The organism is Acinetobacter baylyi DSM 14961 = CIP 107474, assembly GCF_000368685.1.
In the GTDB taxonomy this organism is placed as follows: Bacteria; Pseudomonadota; Gammaproteobacteria; order Pseudomonadales; family Moraxellaceae; genus Acinetobacter; species Acinetobacter baylyi.
In genome coordinates this window covers 250,299-272,555 of record NZ_KB849626.1, presented here as the reverse complement: position 1 = coordinate 272,555, position 22,257 = coordinate 250,299, and the positions used below count along the sequence as shown (strand labels likewise).

Genomic DNA, 22,257 nt, shown 5'->3' with positions numbered 1-22,257 from the left:
ATTAACCTGTAATTTTTTTGTATTTGCTGCGCTTTTGCACTGCATCGTCACCTAAACGCGACTGACGGTACGCTTCATATTCAGCATAGTTACCTTCGTAGAACTCAGGCTGTTCATTTTCAAATGATAAGATATGTGTCGCAATACGGTCTAAGAACCAACGGTCATGCGATACAACCATTACCGTACCTGGGAATACAAGAATTGCATCCTCAAGCGCACGTAAAGTTTCAATATCCAAGTCGTTTGATGGTTCATCCAGTAAGATCACGTTTGCACCTAACTGTAAGATCTTCGCAAGTTGTAAACGGTTACGTTCACCACCTGACAATTCGCCAACACGTTTTTGCTGATCTTGACCTTTAAAGTTAAAGCGACCGATATAAGCACGTGATGCAATTTCATAATCACCGATTCTTAAGATATCTAAACCACCAGAAACTTCTTCCCAAACGGTTTTATTGTTATCCAAGGTATCACGAATCTGACCAACATAAGCCACTTTAACCGATTCGCCTAAAGTCACCGTACCAGTATCGGGTTGCTGTTCGCCTGTCATCATACGGAATAACGTGGTTTTACCCGCACCGTTTGGACCTACGATACCGACAATCGCTGTTGGCGGTACAGTAAAGGTTAAGTCTTTATACAGCAGACGGCCATCAAATGATTTACTGATACCTTCAACTTCTACGACCTTATTACCTAAACGTGGGCCAGGTGGAATGTAGATTTCAGACGTTTCATTACGTTGCTGGAATTCTTTCGAGTTCAGCTCTTCAAAACGCTCCATACGCGCTTTGTTTTTCTTTTGCTGACCTTTGGCATTTGAACGAACCCATTCAAGTTCTTTTTTCAATGCTTTCGCGAAAGATTCTTCTTGTTTCTGTTCCTGCTCTAAACGCGCATTCTTTTGTTCCAACCAAGAAGAGTAGTTACCTTGATAAGGAATACCCATGCCACGGTCAAGTTCAAGAATCCACTCAGCCACGTTATCCAAGAAATAACGGTCATGCGTAATCGCTACGATGGTGCCAGGGAAATCTTTCAAGAAACGCTCTAACCAAGATACAGATTCTGCATCCAAATGGTTCGTCGGTTCGTCCAGAAGCAACATGTCTGGCTTAGACAACAGCAGACGGCACAATGCAACACGGCGACGTTCACCACCAGAAAGCAAAGAAACATCTGAATCCCACGCAGGCAGGTTCAAGGCATTTGCTGCAATTTCCAACTGGTTATTGAGATTGTGCGCATCCCAAGTCTGAATAATCGCTTCCAGTTTCTCTTGTTCTTTGGCTAACTTGTCAAAGTCGGCATCTGGATCTGCATATTCTGCAAAAACCTGATCTAAACGCTCTAGTGCATCCAAAGCTTCACGCACGCCATCTTCAACGTTGCCACGCACGTCTTTATTTGGATCAAGTGGTGGTTCTTGCTCAAGGTAACCAATTTTGATGCCTGGCTGCGCACGAGCTTCACCTGAGAAATCTTTGTCCACGCCCGCCATAATACGGAGCAAAGTCGATTTACCTGCACCGTTTAAGCCGAGCACACCAATTTTAGCACCCGGAAAAAATGATAAAGAGATATCCTTGAGGATTTCGCGCTTCGGCGGAACCATCTTGGATACTCGGTTCATCGTATAAATATATTGGGCCACTTAGGACTCCTCAATAGAAAAACCAATACATCGCAATGAGCGAAAAATAGCATCTATTATATGCTGAATACCGTAAAAAAATAAGGCGTGATTGAGTTTAATCGGTTTTTATGACTGATAAATGTTGTCAAAATTGTTTCCTGATATAAAAAATGCATGACGCTAGATCATGCATTTTTAACTTATAGTTGTGCCCTAAGATGACTTGTGTTCATTAAATTTATTTAATGAAATTATTGACCAACAAATTTTTAACGTCATCTACTCGACCCGACATCAAGGCCTTAATTGCATAAAGTGAAGTGGACGAGACTTGATTCAGATTCGGATCTGGCGGCATCACCAGTTCCATCGGATTGGTATGCACATTGAGTAATGCTGGACCATCATGCTTTAAGAAGTTTTCAACTGCCTGCTCCAAGCCATCGCCATGCGTCACAGTCTGCCCATGTAGCCCGATCACACTGGCAAGCTTGCCAAAATCAGGATTGAGCAAGTCGGTATAATGATCAAGCAAGCCTTCGACTTTTTGTTCAAGCTCAACAAAATTAAGCGAGCTGTTGTTAAATACCACAATTTTAATCGGTAATTTTTCCTGAATCGTAGTGAGTAAATCACCAAGTAACATGGCTAATCCACCATCGCCACACAGCGCAATAATCTGGCGATTCGGAAAAGCTTTTTGTGCGCCAAGCGCCTGGGGCATGGCATTGGCCATCGTGCCATGCAACAAACTGGTAAAGGTTCGACGTTTGCCATTCACATCGATATGTCTGAGTACCCACACCATCGGTGAGCCCCCATCACCAAAGAAAATTGCATCCTGATCGGCATAACGGTTAAGCAACGACACCAGATACTGTGGATGAATCAGCCCGTCTTTTCCGACACGTTCTTCTTTATGCCGTGTTTCATCACTGTGATGTTTCAGTTCAAGACAATGATCTAAAAATGCGCGTTCTTGACGCGTTTCAAGCAATGGTAATAAGGCATCGAGCGTCGATGAGATTTTACCTACCGCACCCAGTGTAATTGGGTGACGTCGCCCTAAATGTGTCGGATCAATATCAATCTGCAAGATTTTGGCATGACTTGGATAGTACTGTGCCCATGCAAAATCGGCACCCAGCAAAATCAGTAAATCACAATCCATGAGCGTGTGATAACCTGCTTTATTGCCAAAAATACCCGTCATGCCCATGTTGTATGGGTTATCGTACTCCACAAAATCTTTGGCACGTGAGGTATGCGCCACAGGGGCTTTTAACTTTTCAGCAAACGCAATTAACTGATCATGTGCGCCTTCACACCCCGCACCTGCATAAATTCCAATTTTTTGATGCTGGGAAATCAGCTCAACCATTTGATGCAGTTCAGCTTTGTTTGGCAAAATATCAGGTTCAACATGACGTGGCACGAAAGGTAGACCCGCTTCAGCCGATGCTTCACTGATATTGGCTGGCACGATGACCACAGCGACACCGCGTTTATTGAGTGCTGCCTGACAGGCCATGCTCATGATATGTCTAGCTTGTGAGGGTTGAGTAATTTCTTCACAGAAGACCGAATTTTTCGCATAAACCGATTTAAAATCGACGTATTGCGGAAAGTCGATAAATCCTGCCATTTCGGTCGAAATCTGGCTCGCAATCAAAATAACGGGCGCACGATTTCGGTGTGATTCATACAAGCCATTAATAAAGTGCAGACTGCCCGGCCCGCAAGAACCAGCACATGCGGTTAAGTGACCACTGAGTAATGCATCTGTACCTGCTGCAAAGCCACCAACTTCTTCATGGCGCACATGAATCCATTCAATCTTGCTTTTTGACATGGAGTCGGTGACATGGTTTAAGGTGTCACCCACAATACCGTAACAGCGCTGAACGCCTGCTTGCTCAAGCACTTCGATGATAATATCGGATACTTTTTGATTACTCATTAGGTCAATTCTCCAGCTTTTTTATCATGATTTGAATTACTTTTGTTTTTTATAGTGGTCTTGCTAGCCCCAGACTGCCAGTAAGTTTTTGTGGCGTTCTCTCAACATCATGTAAATTGAAATCAAGCATTAGAAATGAAGTAAATTTTTAATCTGTTATTCTTAAAAAAGCTGAACTCCTCATAAAAATAGATAAATTAAGCATAAAGAATATGTTAAAAAATGAGCTTGCTGATTTTTTATACATCAATGGATAAAACAATGACTCATCGCTACAAAGATGAAACCCTTGCTATTCATGCAGGTTATTCACCAGAACCAACCACGAAAGCTGTTGCTGTACCTATTTATCAAACCACTTCCTATGCTTTTGACAATACACAACATGGTGCAGATTTATTTGATCTGAAAGTACAGGGTAATATTTATACTCGAATCATGAATCCAACCACGGCCGTGCTCGAGCAGCGACTTGCCGCATTGGAAGGCGGAATTGGTGCTTTGGCGCTGGCATCAGGTATGGCCGCCATTACCTATGCGATTCAGACGATAACCGAAGCAGGCGACAATATTGCATCTGTTTCTACACTCTATGGGGGTACATATAATTTATTTGCGCATACCCTCCCCAAACAGGGCATTGAGGTACGTTTCTTCGATGATCAGCAGCCCGAGCAATTACGCAGTTTAATTGATGACAAAACCAAACTGGTTTTTGTGGAATCGATTGGCAATCCATTAGGTAATATTATCGACTTGGAAACGATTGCCAAGATTGCCCATGAATATGGCGTCCCTGTGGTAGTCGACAATACTGTAGCCACCCCTGTACTGCAAAAATCATTTGATTTTGGTGCGGATATTATTGTTCATTCACTGACCAAATATATTGGCGGTCATGGCAACAGTATTGGTGGCATCATTGTCGATAGTGGCAAGTTTCCATGGGGCAAATATCCAGAACGCTTTAAGGTATTGAATACCCCCGATCCAAGTTATCATGGTGTCAATTATGTCGAGGCCTTAGGTGAAGCTGCCTTCATAGGCCGTGCGCGTGTCGTTCCATTACGCAATACAGGCGCAGCCATCAGTCCACTCAGTGTATTCCTAATTTTACAGGGACTCGAAACGCTATCCTTACGTATAGAGCGTCATACCGAAAATGCACTTCAAGTTGCTGAATACTTAAAGCAACACCCGAAGGTGAAATGGGTCAATTATGCTGGTTTAAAAGATCATCCTCAGCATGATTTGGCGCAAAAGTATGTCAAAGGAAAACCCTCTGCAATTCTTACTTTTGGCGTGCAAGATGGTCGCGAAGGTGGCACTCGGTTTATTGATGCCTTACAACTGTTTACCCGTCTGGTCAATATTGGGGATGCCAAGAGTCTGGCCTGTCATCCTGCCACGACCACGCATCGTCAGCTCAATGCAGAAGAACTTAAAGCAGCAGGCGTTTCAGAAGATATGGTTCGGTTATCGGTTGGGATTGAACATATTGATGATTTGATTGCAGATCTGGAACAAGCATTGGCCACAGTTTGAGCGTAAATTTTATAAAAAACCTCTGCAATTTCAGAGGTTTTTTTATATTTGCTTTATTATCGTATGATGTTCATAATTGATCTAGCAAATAATAAAAATTAGAGCAATTACTCTAAAAACATTTGTAATTTCAGATACTTAACACTAGATTTTTTAACCAAATCACTTTAGATTAACTTTAGTTCTGGAAATTTTATTTCCCTTTAACCGTCTTCAATCCAAATACAATAATGACAGCCTTTACAGTTTGATATCAATCAGGGAAAAACGCGTGAACAAAAAACTTGAAGCTCTCTTCCGAGAGAATGTAAAAGGTAAAGTGGCTTTGATCACTGGTGCATCTAGTGGAATCGGTTTGACGATTGCAAAAAGAATTGCTGCGGCAGGTGCTCATGTATTATTGGTTGCCCGAACCCAAGAAACACTGGAAGAAGTGAAAGCTGCAATTGAACAGCAAGGGGGACAGGCCTCTATTTTTCCTTGTGACCTGACTGACATGAATGCGATTGACCAGTTATCACAACAAATTATGGCCAGTGTCGATCATGTCGATTTCCTGATCAATAATGCAGGGCGTTCGATTCGCCGTGCCGTACACGAGTCGTTTGATCGCTTCCATGATTTTGAACGCACCATGCAGCTGAATTACTTTGGTGCGGTACGTTTAGTGTTAAATTTACTGCCACATATGATTAAGCGTAAAAATGGCCAGATCATCAATATCAGCTCTATTGGTGTATTGGCCAATGCGACCCGTTTTTCTGCTTATGTCGCGTCTAAAGCTGCGCTGGATGCCTTCAGTCGCTGTCTTTCAGCCGAGGTACTCAAGCATAAAATCTCAATTACCTCGATTTATATGCCATTGGTGCGTACCCCAATGATCGCACCCACCAAAATTTATAAATACGTGCCCACGCTTTCCCCAGAAGAAGCCGCAGATCTCATTGTCTACGCCATTGTGAAACGTCCAAAACGTATTGCGACGCACTTGGGTCGTCTGGCGTCAATTACCTATGCCATCGCACCAGACATCAATAATATTCTGATGTCGATTGGATTTAACCTATTCCCAAGCTCAACGGCTGCACTGGGTGAACAGGAAAAATTGAATCTGCTACAACGTGCCTATGCCCGCTTGTTCCCAGGCGAACACTGGTAAAATTTATAAAAGAAGCCTCTCATACCGAGAGGCTTTTTTATGGTTACGACCATCAGCCAGATTTAGAGGAAATTGACTTTTCCTGTTTTTACATCATAAATCGCACCAACAATATCAATTTCTTTGCGATCCAGCATATCTTTAAGTACAGAACTATGCTGAATAATGTATTGAATATTATAGTGAACATTCATAGCAGTCACCTGATCAATAAATGCTTTGCTTAATTCACGCGGTTGCATAATATCAAATACACTGCCAACCGAATGCATGAGTGGCCCAAGCACGTATTGGATGTGTGGCATTTCCTGAATATCGGAAATCTGCTTATGTTGCAATCTTAACTGGCATGCGCTGGTGACCGCACCACAGTCGGTATGTCCCAAAACCAGAATCACTTTGGAACCTTTGGCTTGACAGGCAAACTCCAATGATCCAAGGACTTTCTGCCCCGCAATATTCCCCGCGATTCTCAAACTAAATAAGTCACCAATGCCCACATCAAACAGCATTTCTGTTGGTGCACGTGAATCCATACAGCCCAATACCGCCGCAATCGGATGCTGGCCTTCATCTGCCGTCACCCGAATTTGACGATAAATATCACGTTGCAGGCGTTCATTTTTTACAAAGCGCTCATTGCCCTCTTTTAACAATCTCAGCACATCTGCTGGGCTTAACTGACATTGTAAGTCTCGGGTACTGATGTCAATATCCAGTATCGCATCATCCAGTTCAGCATAATGCTGTTTAAATCCAATCAGTTTGACATCAATACCGCGTTTAATTGCAGTTTCAGTTTGATAATCCTGTATCACCTGATAAATATCAGAATCAATGCTATCTGACTGGGTGGCATCAATCACCAGCTTTTCATTGCGATGAACTCGGTCTAGCGCAGAAATAAGCGCCGCACGATTTAGAAAAGTTACTTGAGACGGCAACTCAATACGTGTAATGACACCATGCAAATGTTTTTCCTTGTACACGCGCACGCCCTTATGCAAATTTCCGTACAGAATAAAAGCGATACTGGTGGCTAGCCCAATCAAAATTCCGATGAGAAGGTCGGTGAGCAAAATTGCAACTAGCGTAATGATAAATGGAATAAACTGCTTCCAGCCTTGTTGATACAGCTTTTTAAACATCTTGGGATGAGTAAGTTTAAAACCTGTAAGAATCAGGATCGCAGCCAGTGCGGATAATGGAATCATATTCATTAATGGCACAAAAAATAAAACTGCCAGTAACAGTAATACGCCATGAATAATCGTTGAACATTTGCTACGCGCACCAGTATTGGCATTGACCGAACTACGCACAATGACCGAAGTGATTGGCATTCCACCAATGAAGCCTGACACGATATTGCCTGTACCTTGCGCCCATAATTCACGATTGGGTGGTGAAGAACGTTTTTGAGGGTCAAGCTTGTCTGCTGCTTCAAGATTTAATAACGTTTCTAAAGAAGCAACAACTGCCAGCGTAATAGCACCTGTGTAAATGAGTGGATTACTGAGCGCACTGAAATCTGGATAGATCATCACACTTTCAGGTGCGTCTAGGATTTTGGGTAACTGAATCAGATTATTAGGCTGAATCGCCCAGGGTGACTGAAAATAAACCAGTAGATAATTGAGCAGCGCAGCAGCCACGACTGCAATTAAAGCAGAAGGCAATACCCATTTTTTGAGTGGACTACTGTCCCAAGCCAGAATTAATAGCAAACTCAGGAAACCAATTAGCATGGCACCCAAGTCGATTTGACTCATGACCTGATCTAACTGTCCAGACCAGAGCTGAGACCAGGAAAAATCAGATAACCCCATTAAATAGGGGATCTGAGTCATCATGAGAATGACACCAATTGCAGCCAATAGCCCTAAAATGACGTTGTTTGGAATAAAATTGGCAAAGAAACCCAACTTAAACAAACCAAATAAAATTTGTAAAAAGCCTGCCAAAATAATACACAATAAAAAGGCGGCATAATTGCCGCCAAGTTGCTCTAACTGAACCAGAATAACAGCCGTCAGTCCAGCAGCTGGCCCAGCAACACTGATGTGTGAGCCACTGAGTATGCCAACAACAATCCCTCCCACAATACCAGCAATAATTCCTGAAAGAATCGGAGCACCCGATGCCAGTGCGATACCCAAGCACAACGGTAAAGCCACCAGAAATACCACCAGCCCTGAAAGAGCATCCTTGATATGAAACTTGTTTCTGACCTGGAAAATTGTCATAAAATAACCATTCAATAAAAAAGTTGACGCATTCCTTGAGTTTCTTATATCGAAAACCCGATGTTTTTGATCTCAAGCGTTGTTGATCTTGTCTGACATTTTTTATGGCTCATAGTTGAGTTATGCTGTGCTGTTGTGACGATACCGAATGTTTTCACTTTTTTTTGTTGATCTTCAGATTCGCCTCATCTTTATTCTCATGACAATAAATTTAATTTAAAGCAGCGTAATGCACATAAGAAAAAACCACCCGAAGGTGGTTTTTTCTTTTTAAACAGGATTAAAATTATTTAGAACCTTTAATTCCAGCTTGTAGCAATAATGCGCCCAAACCACCAATTTTTTGCTCTTGTGGTTTTTCTTGCTTGGCACGTTGTGGCTTTTTAGCCTGATCATTTGAACGTGCAGCCTGTGGACGTTTTGGCTGCGGCTTACGTTCACCGCGCTGTTCTTGTTGCTCACGACGTGGTGGTCGTTGTGTCTTCGCTGGAGCTTCTGCACCTTCTGGACGCATACTCAAATTGACACGCTTACGCTCTGCATCGACTTGAATCACACGAACCTGCACAATCTGACCTGGTTTCACCACTTTATGTGGATCTGACACAAACTCGTTAGCTAGCTCAGAAATGTGTACCAGACCGTCCTGATGCACACCAATATCCACAAACGCGCCAAAGTTAGTCACATTAGTCACAACACCTTCGAGCTGCATGCCTTCGGTCAGTTGAGCAATTTCAGTGATATCTTCACGAAATTTTGCGGTACGGAACTCAGGACGTGGGTCACGACCTGGTTTTTCAAGCTCGGCCAAAACATCCTGAATGGTCGGCAAACCAAATTTTTCATCGACAAAATCATCAGCCTTGATCTGGCGGATAATTTCAGAATTTCCAATGATATCTTTTACAGTTGTGGCTTTGGCTTCAACCATTTTTTCAACCAAACTATAACTTTCTGGATGCACAGCAGAAGCATCGAGTGGTTCTGATCCATTCTGGATACGCAAGAAACCAGCCGCCTGTTCAAAAGTACGTTCGCCTAAACGTGGCACTTTTTTCAATGATTGACGGGTATCAAAACGACCATTTTCTTTACGATATTCTACAATTTGCTGTGCAATGGCTTTGTTTAAGCCTGCGATATAACCCAAGATCGCAGAAGATGCGGTATTCACATCGACACCCACTGCATTCACACAGTCTTCAACCACTGCATCAAGGGTTTTTGCCAATCCTGTCTGGTTTACATCATGCTGGTACTGACCCACACCAATCGATTTTGGATCGATTTTGACCAGCTCTGCCAACGGATCCTGTAAACGGCGTGCAATAGATACTGCACCACGAATGGATACATCCAGCTCAGGAAGTTCAGCCGCGGCAAGTTCACTCGCCGAATAAACTGATGCGCCCGCCTCACTGACCGTTACACGCGTCAAATTAAGATCTGTATTCGCGGCCATCATGTCAGCAATAACAGCTTCCGTTTCACGGCTCGCAGTCCCATTTCCAATCGCAACCAGATCAACATTGTACTCACGGCACAAACGTGCAAGTTCGGCAATCGAACCTTCTTTATCTTCTTTCGGCGCAAATGGATAAATCGTGCTATGTGCCAACACATCACCCGCATCGCTCACTACTGCCAGCTTAACGCCTGTACGAATACCAGGATCGACACCCAACGTGGTACGTCCACCCGCAGGTGCAGACAATAATAAATGACGTAAATTTTCGGCAAATACCTGCATGGCTTCTGCTTCGGCAGCAAGGCGCTTTTCTGTCAGCAATGAATGTTCAATTTGCGGACGAATTTTGCCCAACCAGAATAATTTAGCAGTTTGCTTTAAAAAATCCTGACGTGCTTGTGGTTGTACCTGATCCAGATTATATTCAGTTTCAATTCGAGCGATGGGTGCATCATCTTCACCATCAACTTTCAAACCCAGTACATTTTCCTGACGGCCACGCAACATTGCAAGTAAACGGTGCGATGGAACTTTATTTAAGTTTTCTGAAAATTCAAAATAATCACGGAATTTTTTACCAACTTCTTTTTTCTCATCAGATGCAACAGCACTTTTTAAAGTCGCTGTTTTGGCAAACAATGCTTTTAACTCTGTGGTTAGTGCAATATTTTGTGCCCAGTCATCAATGATGATGTGCTGGATCGCATCTAACTGGCTTTCGCTATCAGAATAATCTTCATGGCTAAATCCTGCCAAAGCTTCAGTTGGCTCAATCTGCTCATTCAGGATTTGCTCTGCAATAGGGCCAAGTCCCGCTTCTCTTGCTTTGAATGATTTACTGGTACGCTTCGGGCGATACGGTGCATAAATCTCTTCAAGAGAGTTCTTAGTTTCTGCTGCATTGACGCGCGCCAATAAATCATCGGAAAGTTTATTCTGTTCTTTAAGCGACTCAATGACTTTTTCACGACGTTCATATAAATCACGCAGATAAGACAAACGTGTGTCGAGTTGGCGTAATTGCGTATCGTCTAAGCCTTGGGTTACTTCTTTACGGTAACGGGCAATAAAAGGAACACTGGCACCTTCATCAATTAAACGGATGGCAGCTTCTACTTGGTTTGGACGTACGGCAAGCTCACTTGCCAACTGCTGAACTAAGTCAGTCATCGTGTTCGATTCCACAAGGATTAGGTTTAAAAGCAATGATTATAAAGACCGAGACTATAAAATCCACACTTGTTTTACTTATTCAAAACGTTTTTTTGAATCAAAGTACCTTTTTGAGCAGAATATTGAAAATATTAACAACGTAAAATCCAATTTATAGCCCCCAATAAATCAACATATAGAAAGACTTATCTTCATATTGCTCGGATTTTAATAAAGCAGAAACAAGCATGGGGGTAATTGCAAAGAATTTGTCATACAGCTCTGCCATGATGTTTCAAGCACGCTAAAATGTTAAATTTCATTAAAATAAACTACAGATTCTGAAAATTATTTGCTTTTTAAGGTTCAACCGTACAAATTTCGCCACATAGTCACTTGTATAAACAGAGACTTAGAGGCATAAATAATAGCATGAGGTCATGCATCAGATATAGCCTGCAACAGATGTGACAAAGATGATGCCAAGTGCATTTAAGATGTTGTTTTTTGGTTTCAAATCTCGTTGAAAATTGTAATTTTGAGCAATTTGATACATAGTCTAAACAAGACTATCAGCATTATACTGCAGTGATCCAATAATCTATAAATATTGACTTAATAAAGGGAGTACATCATGAGTTTAGTTGTACCTGCTGAACATACTGAAACTGTACATAACGAAACCGATCGTGTCGAACGTATTTTGGTCGTCGATGACGATGTGCGTTTACGCACCCTTTTACAACGCTTTTTAGAAGACAAAGGTTTTGTTGTAAAAACAGCGCATGATGCAACTCAAATGGATCGTTTGCTTCAGCGTGAATTATTTTCTTTGATTGTTTTAGATTTTATGCTTCCAGTGGAAGACGGTTTAAGTATTTGTCGACGTCTACGTCAGTCGAATATCGACACGCCAATTATCATGCTGACTGCACGTGGCAGTGATTCAGACCGTATTGCAGGACTTGAAGCAGGTGCCGATGATTACCTGCCAAAACCTTTCAATCCAAACGAATTACTAGCACGTATCCGCGCGGTATTGCGTCGTCAGGTTCGTGAAGTACCAGGAGCGCCAAGCCAACAGGTCGAAGTGGTCAGCTTTGGATCGTGGGCACTTGATTTATCTACACGTACCTTGACACGTGAAGGTCAAGTTGTGACGCTTACAACAGGTGAGTTTGCTGTCTTAAAAGCACTGGTTCAGCATCCACGCGAGCCCCTGACCCGCGACAAGCTCATGAATCTGGCACGTGGTCGTGAATGGGGTGCCATGGAACGATCTATTGATGTACAGGTTTCACGTTTACGCCGCCTGATTGAAGATAATCCAGCACGTGCTCGTTATATTCAAACTGTGTGGGGAATTGGCTACGTGTTTGTTCCAGATGGTGCAGAATAATAAGTGCCCTAGGATAATCGTGTGAAGTTAGATCCCGTCGATTTACAGGCGTATACCGATTTTGTCGCTTACTCAGAACGTAAGCGAACACGTTGGGAACGTTTTCTAGATAAAATCAAGCCCCGCTCAGCAGCCATGCGTACTACGGTGCTGGTGGGTTTTGTGGTTTTATTTAGCTTATCGATGTCGTTATGGTTTTTCTGGCGCACACTTTACCTCCCTGAAATTCAACAACATGCGCGTTATTTGGCGGTCGAATTAGAGCTGGTCAATAACCCTGATATTCGGATTTTTCATCGCGATAAAGAAGTCGATGTAGACACATGGCTGAAAAATCGCGTCGGAATCGAATACGTCACCAATCCGAAAGAATATCCCAATGTTCGTGACAAAGTGATTGCGGATTTTTTTACTGATCATGTCCAAGCCAAACTGGCCAATGAGCTGAAAGTAGAAGATGTGACCGTCTATTTTCAGTTTAAGCCAAGCCCTCGAATCTGGATTCAAACCCCAGAAATGCATGGCAATTGGGTGCGTGAGCCGCTCAAAACTTATGCCAACTATAGCCCTGAACTGGTTTTCGGCTGGTTGCTTGGGGTGCCGATCATTGCATCCATTATTATTTTAACGCTGGTGCGCCAGTTGAATCGCCCACTTCGTCGTCTTCAAAATGCAGCCAATGCTTATAGTAAAACAGGCAAAGCACCATATTTGGGAACAAATCACGGCCCGCTTGAAATCCGTCAGGTCAATCAAGCGTTTAATCACATGATTTATACGCTTGAGCAAACCGAACGTGATCGTCAGATCATGCTGGCGGGTATTTCGCACGATTTGCGCACGCCGCTTACACGTATCCGTCTTACCGCAGAGATGTTACCCGACGAATTTTTACGTGAAGGACTGGTTTATGATGTGGATGATATGGATGCCATATTGAATCAGTTTATTTCGTATATGCGCGATGGCTCCGACGAAGAACTGCGCGACACCAATATTAATATTTTGCTGCAAGAATTGGTGGTTCAGTTTAAACCACTCGAGATTCACTTCGAAGCACAAGATGTTCCGATTATTCCAGCACGCAGCTTGTCGCTTAAGCGCCTGATTGCCAATCTGATTAACAATGCCAAACGCTACGGTGCAGAGCCAATTGAGCTGACCGCACAGGTTGAAGGAGATCATATTCTGATTATTGTCGCCGACCACGGCGAAGGTATTCCAGAAGATCAGATCGAAGAATTGATGCAGCCCTTTGTCCGCGGTAATTCAGCGCGAACGATTCAAGGAAGTGGACTGGGTCTTGCGATTGTCAAACGTATTGTTGATATTCACCAAGGTGAATTACTCATCCATAATCGTGAAGGTGGTGGGCTTGAGGCCAGAATTTTATTACCGTTACCTAAACATATGACGCCAGATGCGCCACATCCAAACCCAATTGAAAAAATAAAACAAAGTTTAACCGAACGTTTTTAATTACAAACGATCAAAATTTAAACATTTAATTCATGGTAAAAATCATTTCATTTAAATTTATACCTTTAATTTCAAAGCGATAATTATCATCAATAAATTTTATATCTGCATTTTTTAAAAAAATTAGACCTTAGCCTAACACCCCGTCAAAACCCCAGTAACAGGCGTACAATCGCCGATGTGAACTAAAACAGATTGAGAGTAAACCCATGTCTTTAGATCGTATTCGATTAGCCTCATTACATGACAAAGTGATCAGCGCAGATGCTGCTGCTGCATTTATCCAAGACGGTATGACAGTCGGTATGAGCGGTTTTACTCGTGCGGGAGAAGCAAAAGCTGTCCCACAAGCTTTAGTTGAACGTGCAAAACAAAACCCGTTAAAAATTACATTAATTACGGGTGCGAGCTTAGGGAATGATCTCGACAAACAGTTAACAGAAGCAGGTGTGCTCGCACGCCGCCTTCCTTTCCAAGTTGACAATACTTTACGTCGCGCTATCAACAACGGCGAAGTCATGTTTATTGACCAGCACTTGTCTGAAACAGTTGAACAAATGCGTAATTTACAGCTTAAACGCCCAGACGTTGCTGTAATCGAAGCGATTGCAATTACTGAAGATGGCGGCATTATTCCAACCACATCTGTAGGTAACTCAGCCAGTTTTGCCATCTTTGCAGAAAAAGTAATTGTTGAAATCAATACTTCTTTGAGCGAAGCATTCGAAGGCTTACACGATATTTATATTCCGTCTTACCGTCCAACGCGCCAGCCAATTCCATTAACTAAAGTGGACGAGCGCATTGGAACAACCGCTATTCAGATTGATCCTGCAAAAATTGTCGGGATTGTGTTTAACGACACCGCAGATTCACCATCGACCGTCACGCTTCCAGATGATGAAACACAAGGTATTGCCAATCACCTGATCGCGTTCTTTGAAAAAGAAGTTGCAGAAGGTCGTTTGCCTCAAAATCTTGGACCTTTACAGGCGGGCATTGGCTCTATTGCCAATGCAGTACTCACAGGTCTTAAAGATTCAAATTTTGAAGATTTAGTGATGTATTCCGAAGTACTTCAAGACTGTACTTTTGAATTGATTGATGCAGGTAAAATGAAATTTGCATCGGGCAGCTCAATTACACTTTCTGCAAAATGCGGTGAAAAAGTATTTGGCAATATTGAAGCCTACAAAGACAAGTTGGTACTTCGTCCGCAAGAAATCTCAAACCACCCTGAGCTGGTGCGTCGTTTAGGGATTATTGGTATCAACACTGCACTTGAGTTTGATATTTACGGAAACGTTAACTCAACGCATGTGTGTGGAACCAAAATGATGAACGGCATTGGTGGTTCTGGTGACTTTGCACGTAATGCACACCTCGCCATCTTTGTCACCAAGTCGATTGCAAAAGGTGGTGATATTTCATCGATCGTACCAATGGTTTCTCACGTTGACCATTCTGAGCACGATGTTGATATTCTGGTGACAGAACAAGGTCTTGCAGATCTTCGTGGTCTTGCACCTCGTGAACGTGCTCGTGCAGTCATCGATCACTGTGTACATCCATTGTATAAAGATGCTTTAAACGATTACTTCTCACGTGCGAGTGCGAAAGGTGGGCACACCCCTCACCTGCTACGTGAGGCATTGTCTTGGCATGTAAATTTTGAAGAAAATGGCCACATGCTTGCCATTGAGCCTGAAGCTAAATCTGCTTAAAAGTATTTTGCCTTTCACAATCAGCACTCTAAATTAGGGTGCTTTTTTGTACCTGAACGAAAAACACTTATCAAACCCCGTGTTTTATTTTATCTTTAAAAAAGCCAAGCTCACGACAAGAAGAATATCCATGTTTATCATCCGTCAGTTCAGTCACACCGATCTTGAAGATATCATCAGCTTATGGGAACTTTGTGGATTAACTCGTCCATGGAATAATCCAGAAATTGATATTTTTCGTAAAGCCGAGCAGCAAGATGGGCTGTTTTTAATTGCAACCCGTGATGACAAACTCGTGGCTACCCTGATGGGGGGATATGATGGACATCGCGGCTGGATCAGTTATCTGGCGGTACATCCCCAGTATCAGCGTCAAGGCATTGCCACTGCACTGGTTCAACAACTCGAAAAGCGTCTGATTGCACGTGGCTGCCCCAAAGTACAACTGTTGATCCGTAAAGACAACCTCGACATTCAAAGCTTTTACGATGAGCTTGGCTATGAAGAGGTCGATGCAATTTGCCTGGGTAAACGACTCATCTCAGATTAACCATCAGTTAAAACTTAAGACCATAAGAAAAACCTAAAATGTGCTGGTCCATTTCCAAATTTGTATTGCCACCACCAAATGCGGCTGGAATCGACTGATCTCCTTTTAGCTTATGTTTAACACCATAGGTATAGGCAAAACTAAGTTCTTGTTTTGGATCGATTTGCCATGTCGCCCCCACACTGACGTGATGCTGAATCACACCTGGCGCAAGGATATTTAAAAATGTCTGATCTTTTGAGATGGGCTGGTCATTATAACTATAACCAGCCCTGACAGTGAGCTGAGGCGCTAACTGATAACTTGCCCCTATCTTATAGATATTGATGTCATCCCAGCCAAATCCTGGACCCAGCTCCGAACCAAACAAATGCCCCGCCTGAAGGGCAGCTACGCTAAAATCATGACCTATGGCATCGACATCAGAATAATTGATCCGCTGCACATCTGCGGCAATATTTAATTTTGGTGTTGCCTGTATATTGACACCCAATCCATAGCTTTCTGGCACATCAAAATCACCCCCCTGTGCAAACAAGCCGCGATACTTGTCAAAACGGTCTGCATTAATTTTGGATGAATAATTTAAGCCTAGCGTAATCTGATCATTAAGATGCCCACTCCATCCAACACGAAAACCAACACCTTTGGATGAGTCTCCCCCTTGATCACTTAAATGCTGTGGATCAATGGAGAATGGCGCAAATCCTTGAATCCCTTTTGCTTCAAAGCGCTGATACAAAAAATTTGCCGCCACACCAATAGACTGGCTGTCCGTATACCGCCATGCGACTGCAGGTGAGATAAAGATTTGTGAAAGATTGACCCCTGCGGTACCCGTATTGCCAAAGGCAGCAAATGGATTTTGTTTATAGCTGGTATTCATTCCACCATTGCCATAAATCGCAAGCCCCAATGCAACCTGATCATTCACTTTTTTATTAATCGCCAACTCGGGAAGCACAAAATACTCGCGCCCATTGCCATCATAATCACCATTGGCACCAAACTGATTATCCTGAATAGTTGCACGACGCTCAGGCTTAAATACAGTTGCTCCCAGATCGATACGACTGTCCAGCCAAACCAATCCAGAGGGGTTATTTGCAATCGTAAGCGCATCATTGAACTGGGCAATCGCAGTACCTGCCTGACCTTGTACTTTGACCCCATAACCATGCATAAAATAGCCTGTGGTTGCATGAGCAGATGACAATACACTTAATCCACCCAACCCCAATGAAATAACAGTCCAGATATTTCTCATCACAATTAATCTACTTATAAATAATATATTTTTAAGTATATTGTTTTATCTCTGGTCTGTATTCTGATAAAAATTGCGATCGTTATTCAAATTTAAGCTAAAACGTGATCTTTTGACGCCAAGGGCCTTAGCTACAACGCCCCACTCGCAGTAATACAGGAAACTGAATACTCACCTGATCCTGAAGATCGCGCCCTTTACTCAATAGTTGCTGCACAGGATCTAAATTTTTTTCGAGAATATAATGCTGTACCGCAGACCAGGTATTTAAATACTGAAGCAATTGTTGCAAGGTCCACTGTGCTTCTATTTGAAATGCAGGCATCTCAATTTCATCAAAAGGAAATGGAATGGTTTGATAAAGCTCATCTACATAATGTCGTTCAGCATCCCAAAAACCATTGAGCGTTTGATGATATAAATGCTGAACCTTCGCATTAATCTCAAGATCATCAACATGAATCAAACCATAGCCCACGACAGCCAAAATACCTGAAGGTTTAATGGTACGTCGCACTTCTGCATAAAAGGCCTCAAAATCGAACCAGTGAATCGCTTGAGCCACCGTGATCAAGTCAAAGCAGTGATCGGGAAACGTGGTATTTTCGGCAGGCTGAAGCTGATAACTAATATTGTCATAATACTCGGCATGTGAGAGCTGGGTTTGACTGATATCGGTACCCACCACCTGATCAAAATAAGAAGCCAGCATATGCGTCAATTGACCTGAACCCGCGCCGCAATCCCATGCCAGCTCTCTTTCAGGTATATATTGCAATAAGCTTTGCAACAACGATGGTGGATAGGTTGGTCTGGCCTGTTGATAACGTTGACTGTCTGTAGAAAATAAATCTTTCATTTGTGGTTATGTCCTTTTTTATTCTTCCTTATAAAAATCAATATAAGATATAACGCATATTTTTGATGAAAAATTGTCAGACAAAAAAAAGCCCCTGACTGAGTCAGGGGCTTTTTTGAATATGGTGGCGTGAGGCAGGATCGAACTGCCGACACACGGATTTTCAATCCGTTGCTCTACCGACTGAGCTATCGCGCCGATGGCGTGTATTAAGCCGTATCTGACATGATTAGTCAATAAGAAAACTGGATATTTTATTCGAACGAACATTTTTCGCCCAAAAAAAATCCCTGATGGGATCAGGGATTAGAAACTTTCAAAATATGGTGGCGTGAGGCAGGATCGAACTGCCGACACACGGATTTTCAATCCGTTGCTCTACCGACTGAGCTATCGCGCCGATGGGGCGTATTAAACAATGTTCACTATAAAACGTCAAGCCGCTTCCGCATTTTTTTGTACAACAGTCTAATTTTAAATCAATATTGCAAAAAATGATGGAAAATTAGACTGAAAGCTTGCCAATATGTGCCAGACAGCGATGGATTGCCCCGCAACCTGGTTCAAACATGGTTACTCCTTTGGCCTCTTCCATGCGGCATACCTCGCTGACCAGTCGTTCTGCAATCCCACGCCCACGATTGGCAGGATGAACAACGATATATTCAAGAATCTTGCTTTCACCTTGTCCTGTACACCAGATTGCACCTATAATCTTGGTGTTAAATTCGGCTGTATAGACCGTGGTATACTGCGCCAGATTTTGTTCTAACTGCTCAATCGCATCTTGCCCATCGCCAAATTCAGGACTTGTATCATACAGTCGCTCAAGCTGGGTGCGTATTTCTTCGTTGTCTAATGAAGTGTAAGCATGTACGGTTATAGGCATTGATTAACCCTCCTGAGCAATCTATGATGCTGTCACTTTTTCGTCACAGCGAATTGATCTTTATATTCATCATTTTTGACGTTTTTTGAGGAACGTGTCCATGACAGAACGTATCATTGAAGTGGTAAGAAATACCAATGAGACCAAGATTCGAGTTCGTTTAAACCTCGATGGGTCTGGTCAGGGTACACTGAACACTGGAGTTCCATTTTTAGACCATATGATTGATCAAATCAAGCGACATGGCCTATTTGATATCGATATTCACTGTGATGGTGATTTGGAAATTGACGATCACCATACCGTGGAAGACTGTGGCATCACCCTCGGACAAGCTTTTGCGCAGGCACTGGGTGATAAAAAAGGGTTACGCCGTTATGGACATTTTTATGCACCATTGGATGAATCACTATCGCGCGTAGTCGTAGATCTGTCTGGTCGTCCAGGTTTATTTATGGATATTCCATTTACTCGCGCGCGTATCGGCAGCTTTGATGTGGATCTGTTCTCTGAATTTTTTCAGGGTTTTGTCAATCACGCATTGATGACGTTGCATATCGATAATCTTAAAGGCAAAAACAGCCATCACCAAATTGAAAGCGTGTTTAAAGCATTTGCACGTGCCTTACGTATGGCGTGTGAAATTGATCCTCGCGCGGCTGGCAGCATTGCTTCAACCAAAGGGAGCCTGTAATAATGACCCGCATTGCCCTTCTTGATTATGGTATGGGAAATTTACACTCTGCTGCTAAAGCACTTGAGCATGTCGGGGCAACCGTAGATGTCACCAATGATCCAAAGCTGATTGCTAAAGCTGATAAAATCGTATTTCCAGGTGTGGGTGCAATGCGCGACTGTATGCAGGGCATGCACGAAGCAGGCATTGATGAAGTGGTACGTCAGGCTGTATTTAACAAGCCTGTATTGGCCATCTGTGTTGGCATGCAGGCACTGCTTGAAAGCTCTGAAGAAAATGGCGGTGTTCCTGCATTAGGTATTTTTGAAGGTGCAGTTAAACATTTTCCTGACCTTGGTCACTTAAAAGTTCCACATATGGGTTGGAATCAGGTATATCAGAACGATCCTGCTCACCCGATGTGGAACAATATCGATCAAGACAGCCGCTTTTACTTTGTACATAGTTATTATGTAGAACCCAAACAGTCTGATCTGATTGCAGCAACCTGCGATTACGGTCTGCAATTTTGCACCGCAATTCATAAAGACAATTTGTTTGCCACCCAGTTTCATCCAGAGAAAAGTCACACTGCTGGCTTACAACTGTTAAAAAACTTTGTGGAATGGAATATTTGATCAATACATCAGATCAAGCTGTCGAATGCAGCTTGATCTTTTCAAAAAAAATCAGGCACAATCGTAAAGCTTCTTCAGATTTATTCCAAATTTAAAACTGCATTCAGCGACATAACAATAGACTTTAATTTATCTTTGAAGGCAAATAACAATGAATACTCCACATGGCCCTCTTGAATACTCCCTAAATAGCCCATTTAAAGCAAAAGGTCGCTTTGGTCGTCTCTCTTTTGCGGCATGGTCCTTTGTGAGCACCCTTGCAATTATTGGTATGCTCCTTGTGATCTCTGTTGTATTTGGTGCTCTAGCGTCAGATTCCAATGCCATACAAATATTTGGTTCCTTGCTTCTGATCGCCATATATGTGACGTTTCTAGTTTTTAGCGTGATTTTTATTATTCGTAGATTACATGACCGCAACCATAATGGCTGGTTTGCCATTCTGTTTTTCATTCCCATTATTAATTTAATTTTTATCATCTATCTGTTATGCGCCAAAGGTGATATCGAAACCAACCGATTTGGTGCACCTCGTGCTACTCCCTCTTGGGAACGGGTGATGGGCTGGATTTATATTGTGCTGATGCCGATTGTCGTTATTTTAGGGGTCAGTTCAGATGCCATGATGGCCTATCAGCGATACACCCTGCACAGTAAGCAGGTTTCAGATGTTTCACAGATGATTCAACCTGTTTCAACGCATAATAATAGACTGTCATAAGCGACTCCTCTATTTCGGTCAAATCGGCGCGTTGTTTGCTTAGTGATTTTAAAATAGTTTGTTAAGATGAGACAATTTTTTTAGTTTAAAGATGAAGCAAGGAGCGAAAGCATGCTGATCATCCCTGCAATTGACCTGAAAGATGGTAAATGTGTCCGCCTCAAGCAAGGTCGTATGGAAGACGATACCGTTTTCTCTGACGATCCAGTTGCAACCGCACAGCATTGGGTCAATGAAGGTGCACGTCGTTTACATTTGGTCGATTTGAATGGTGCCTTCGCAGGAACCCCCATTCATAAACCAGTGGTTGAAGCAATTGCCAAAGCACAACCTGAGCTTCCCATCCAGATTGGCGGTGGTATTCGCTCCCTTGAAACCATTGAGCATTATTTAGATGCAGGCGTATCCTTTGTCATTATTGGTACCAAAGCCGTACAAGATCCTGAGTTTGTCGAGCAGGCATGCAAACAGTTTGCTGGTCATATCATTGTAGGCATCGATGCCAAAGATGGCATGGTGGCAACCGATGGCTGGGCCAATGTGACAGATGTAAAAGCAACTGATTTGGCCAAACGTTTTGCCGATGCAGGTGTTTCAAGCATTGTATATACCGATATTGCACGTGATGGCATGATGCAAGGTGTAAATGTCGAGCAGACTGTCAATCTGGCGCAGTATTCTGGCTTACCCGTGATTGCTTCTGGCGGTGTTACCAATCTGGATGATGTACGCTTACTCAAAGGCAAGCCTGGTATTTTAGGAGCCATTACTGGTCGTGCCATTTATGAAGGTACGCTCAGCCTTCGTGAAGCACAGTTATTGCTTGATCAAAATACGCTTTAATACATTTAAGCTAAAAAAAAGATGCCTCACGAGG

17 protein-coding genes and 2 tRNA genes are annotated in these 22,257 nt (G+C 42.7%); 10 read left to right on the top strand and 9 right to left on the bottom strand.

Annotation, left to right across the window (positions count from 1 at the left end; translation table 11 throughout):
* Position 1: 1 nt before the first annotated feature.
* Positions 2 to 1,663 (bottom strand): energy-dependent translational throttle protein EttA, encoded by a 1,662-nt coding sequence (ettA, locus tag F952_RS05475; RefSeq protein WP_004923661.1) that lies wholly within the window; start codon positions 1,661 to 1,663, stop codon positions 2 to 4.
* 220 nt (positions 1,664 to 1,883) lie between these two features.
* Positions 1,884 to 3,605, bottom strand: coding sequence for a ubiquinone-dependent pyruvate dehydrogenase (locus tag F952_RS05470; protein WP_004923657.1), 1,722 nt, complete (start codon positions 3,603 to 3,605; stop codon positions 1,884 to 1,886).
* Positions 3,606 to 3,866: 261 nt separating this feature from the next.
* Between F952_RS05470 and F952_RS05465 the strand changes: the two genes are divergently transcribed.
* Entirely contained in the window at positions 3,867 to 5,150 is a 1,284-nt protein-coding gene (locus tag F952_RS05465) for an O-acetylhomoserine aminocarboxypropyltransferase/cysteine synthase family protein (protein WP_004923654.1), read from the top strand.
* Positions 5,151 to 5,421: 271 nt separating this feature from the next.
* Positions 5,422 to 6,309 (top strand): SDR family NAD(P)-dependent oxidoreductase, encoded by an 888-nt coding sequence (locus tag F952_RS05460; protein ID WP_004923651.1) that lies wholly within the window; start codon positions 5,422 to 5,424, stop codon positions 6,307 to 6,309.
* Between the two features lie 62 nt (positions 6,310 to 6,371).
* Here the strand turns inward: F952_RS05460 and F952_RS05455 are convergent, their stop codons facing one another.
* Positions 6,372 to 8,555, bottom strand: a complete 2,184-nt coding sequence (locus F952_RS05455; protein WP_004923647.1) for a SulP family inorganic anion transporter — start codon at positions 8,553 to 8,555, stop codon at positions 6,372 to 6,374.
* Positions 8,556 to 8,841: 286 nt separating this feature from the next.
* Positions 8,842 to 11,196, bottom strand: coding sequence for a Tex family protein (locus F952_RS05450; protein WP_004923645.1), 2,355 nt, complete (start codon positions 11,194 to 11,196; stop codon positions 8,842 to 8,844).
* A gap of 616 nt (positions 11,197 to 11,812) precedes the next feature.
* On the opposite strand from F952_RS05450, the gene ompR reads away from it, so the two are divergent.
* The 4 genes from ompR (at position 11,813) to F952_RS05430 (ending at position 16,330) form a co-directional block, all read left to right on the top strand.
* Positions 11,813 to 12,577, top strand: a complete 765-nt coding sequence (gene ompR, locus F952_RS05445; RefSeq protein ID WP_004923643.1) for an osmolarity response regulator transcription factor OmpR — start codon at positions 11,813 to 11,815, stop codon at positions 12,575 to 12,577.
* Positions 12,578 to 12,598: 21 nt separating this feature from the next.
* The gene (locus F952_RS05440; RefSeq protein WP_004923640.1) at positions 12,599 to 14,056 is read left to right on the top strand and encodes an ATP-binding protein; all 1,458 of its coding nucleotides are present in this window, start codon (positions 12,599 to 12,601) and stop codon (positions 14,054 to 14,056) included.
* 209 nt (positions 14,057 to 14,265) lie between these two features.
* Positions 14,266 to 15,780: an acetyl-CoA hydrolase/transferase family protein gene (locus F952_RS05435; protein WP_004923637.1), complete on the top strand. Its 1,515-nt coding sequence runs from the start codon at positions 14,266 to 14,268 to the stop codon at positions 15,778 to 15,780.
* A 130-nt stretch (positions 15,781 to 15,910) separates the two neighbouring features.
* Positions 15,911 to 16,330 carry a GNAT family acetyltransferase gene (locus F952_RS05430; RefSeq protein ID WP_004923636.1) on the top strand — a complete coding sequence of 140 codons (420 nt, stop codon included), beginning with the start codon at positions 15,911 to 15,913 and terminating at the stop codon, positions 16,328 to 16,330.
* Between the two features lie 7 nt (positions 16,331 to 16,337).
* Here F952_RS05430 and F952_RS05425 read toward each other — a convergent pair whose 3' ends face one another.
* From F952_RS05425 to F952_RS05405, 5 genes are all read right to left on the bottom strand, one after another.
* On the bottom strand, positions 16,338 to 17,597 hold the full coding sequence (locus tag F952_RS05425) for an OmpP1/FadL family transporter (protein WP_004923632.1): 1,260 nt from the start codon (positions 17,595 to 17,597) through the stop codon (positions 16,338 to 16,340).
* A 127-nt stretch (positions 17,598 to 17,724) separates the two neighbouring features.
* Positions 17,725 to 18,456 carry a class I SAM-dependent methyltransferase gene (locus F952_RS05420; RefSeq protein WP_004923630.1) on the bottom strand — a complete coding sequence of 244 codons (732 nt, stop codon included), beginning with the start codon at positions 18,454 to 18,456 and terminating at the stop codon, positions 17,725 to 17,727.
* A gap of 122 nt (positions 18,457 to 18,578) precedes the next feature.
* A tRNA-Phe gene (locus F952_RS05415) sits at positions 18,579 to 18,654 on the bottom strand.
* 126 nt (positions 18,655 to 18,780) lie between these two features.
* A tRNA-Phe gene (locus tag F952_RS05410) sits at positions 18,781 to 18,856 on the bottom strand.
* Positions 18,857 to 18,961: 105 nt separating this feature from the next.
* Complete coding sequence (locus F952_RS05405) at positions 18,962 to 19,345, bottom strand: GNAT family N-acetyltransferase (RefSeq protein ID WP_004923627.1); 384 nt, start codon at positions 19,343 to 19,345, stop codon at positions 18,962 to 18,964.
* A 100-nt stretch (positions 19,346 to 19,445) separates the two neighbouring features.
* Here F952_RS05405 and hisB point away from each other — a divergent pair, with 100 nt between their 5' ends.
* The 4 genes from hisB to hisA all read left to right on the top strand — a co-directional run bounded on the left by hisB (position 19,446) and on the right by hisA (position 22,223).
* Positions 19,446 to 20,039, top strand: coding sequence for an imidazoleglycerol-phosphate dehydratase HisB (gene hisB, locus F952_RS05400; protein WP_004923625.1), 594 nt, complete (start codon positions 19,446 to 19,448; stop codon positions 20,037 to 20,039).
* A 2-nt stretch (positions 20,040 to 20,041) separates the two neighbouring features.
* Complete coding sequence (hisH, locus tag F952_RS05395) at positions 20,042 to 20,659, top strand: imidazole glycerol phosphate synthase subunit HisH (protein WP_004923622.1); 618 nt, start codon at positions 20,042 to 20,044, stop codon at positions 20,657 to 20,659.
* A gap of 151 nt (positions 20,660 to 20,810) precedes the next feature.
* On the top strand, positions 20,811 to 21,380 hold the full coding sequence (locus F952_RS05390; protein WP_004923618.1) for a DUF805 domain-containing protein: 570 nt from the start codon (positions 20,811 to 20,813) through the stop codon (positions 21,378 to 21,380).
* A 111-nt stretch (positions 21,381 to 21,491) separates the two neighbouring features.
* Positions 21,492 to 22,223 carry a 1-(5-phosphoribosyl)-5-[(5-phosphoribosylamino)methylideneamino]imidazole-4-carboxamide isomerase gene (gene hisA / locus F952_RS05385; RefSeq protein ID WP_004923616.1) on the top strand — a complete coding sequence of 244 codons (732 nt, stop codon included), beginning with the start codon at positions 21,492 to 21,494 and terminating at the stop codon, positions 22,221 to 22,223.
* Positions 22,224 to 22,257: the final 34 nt, after the last annotated feature.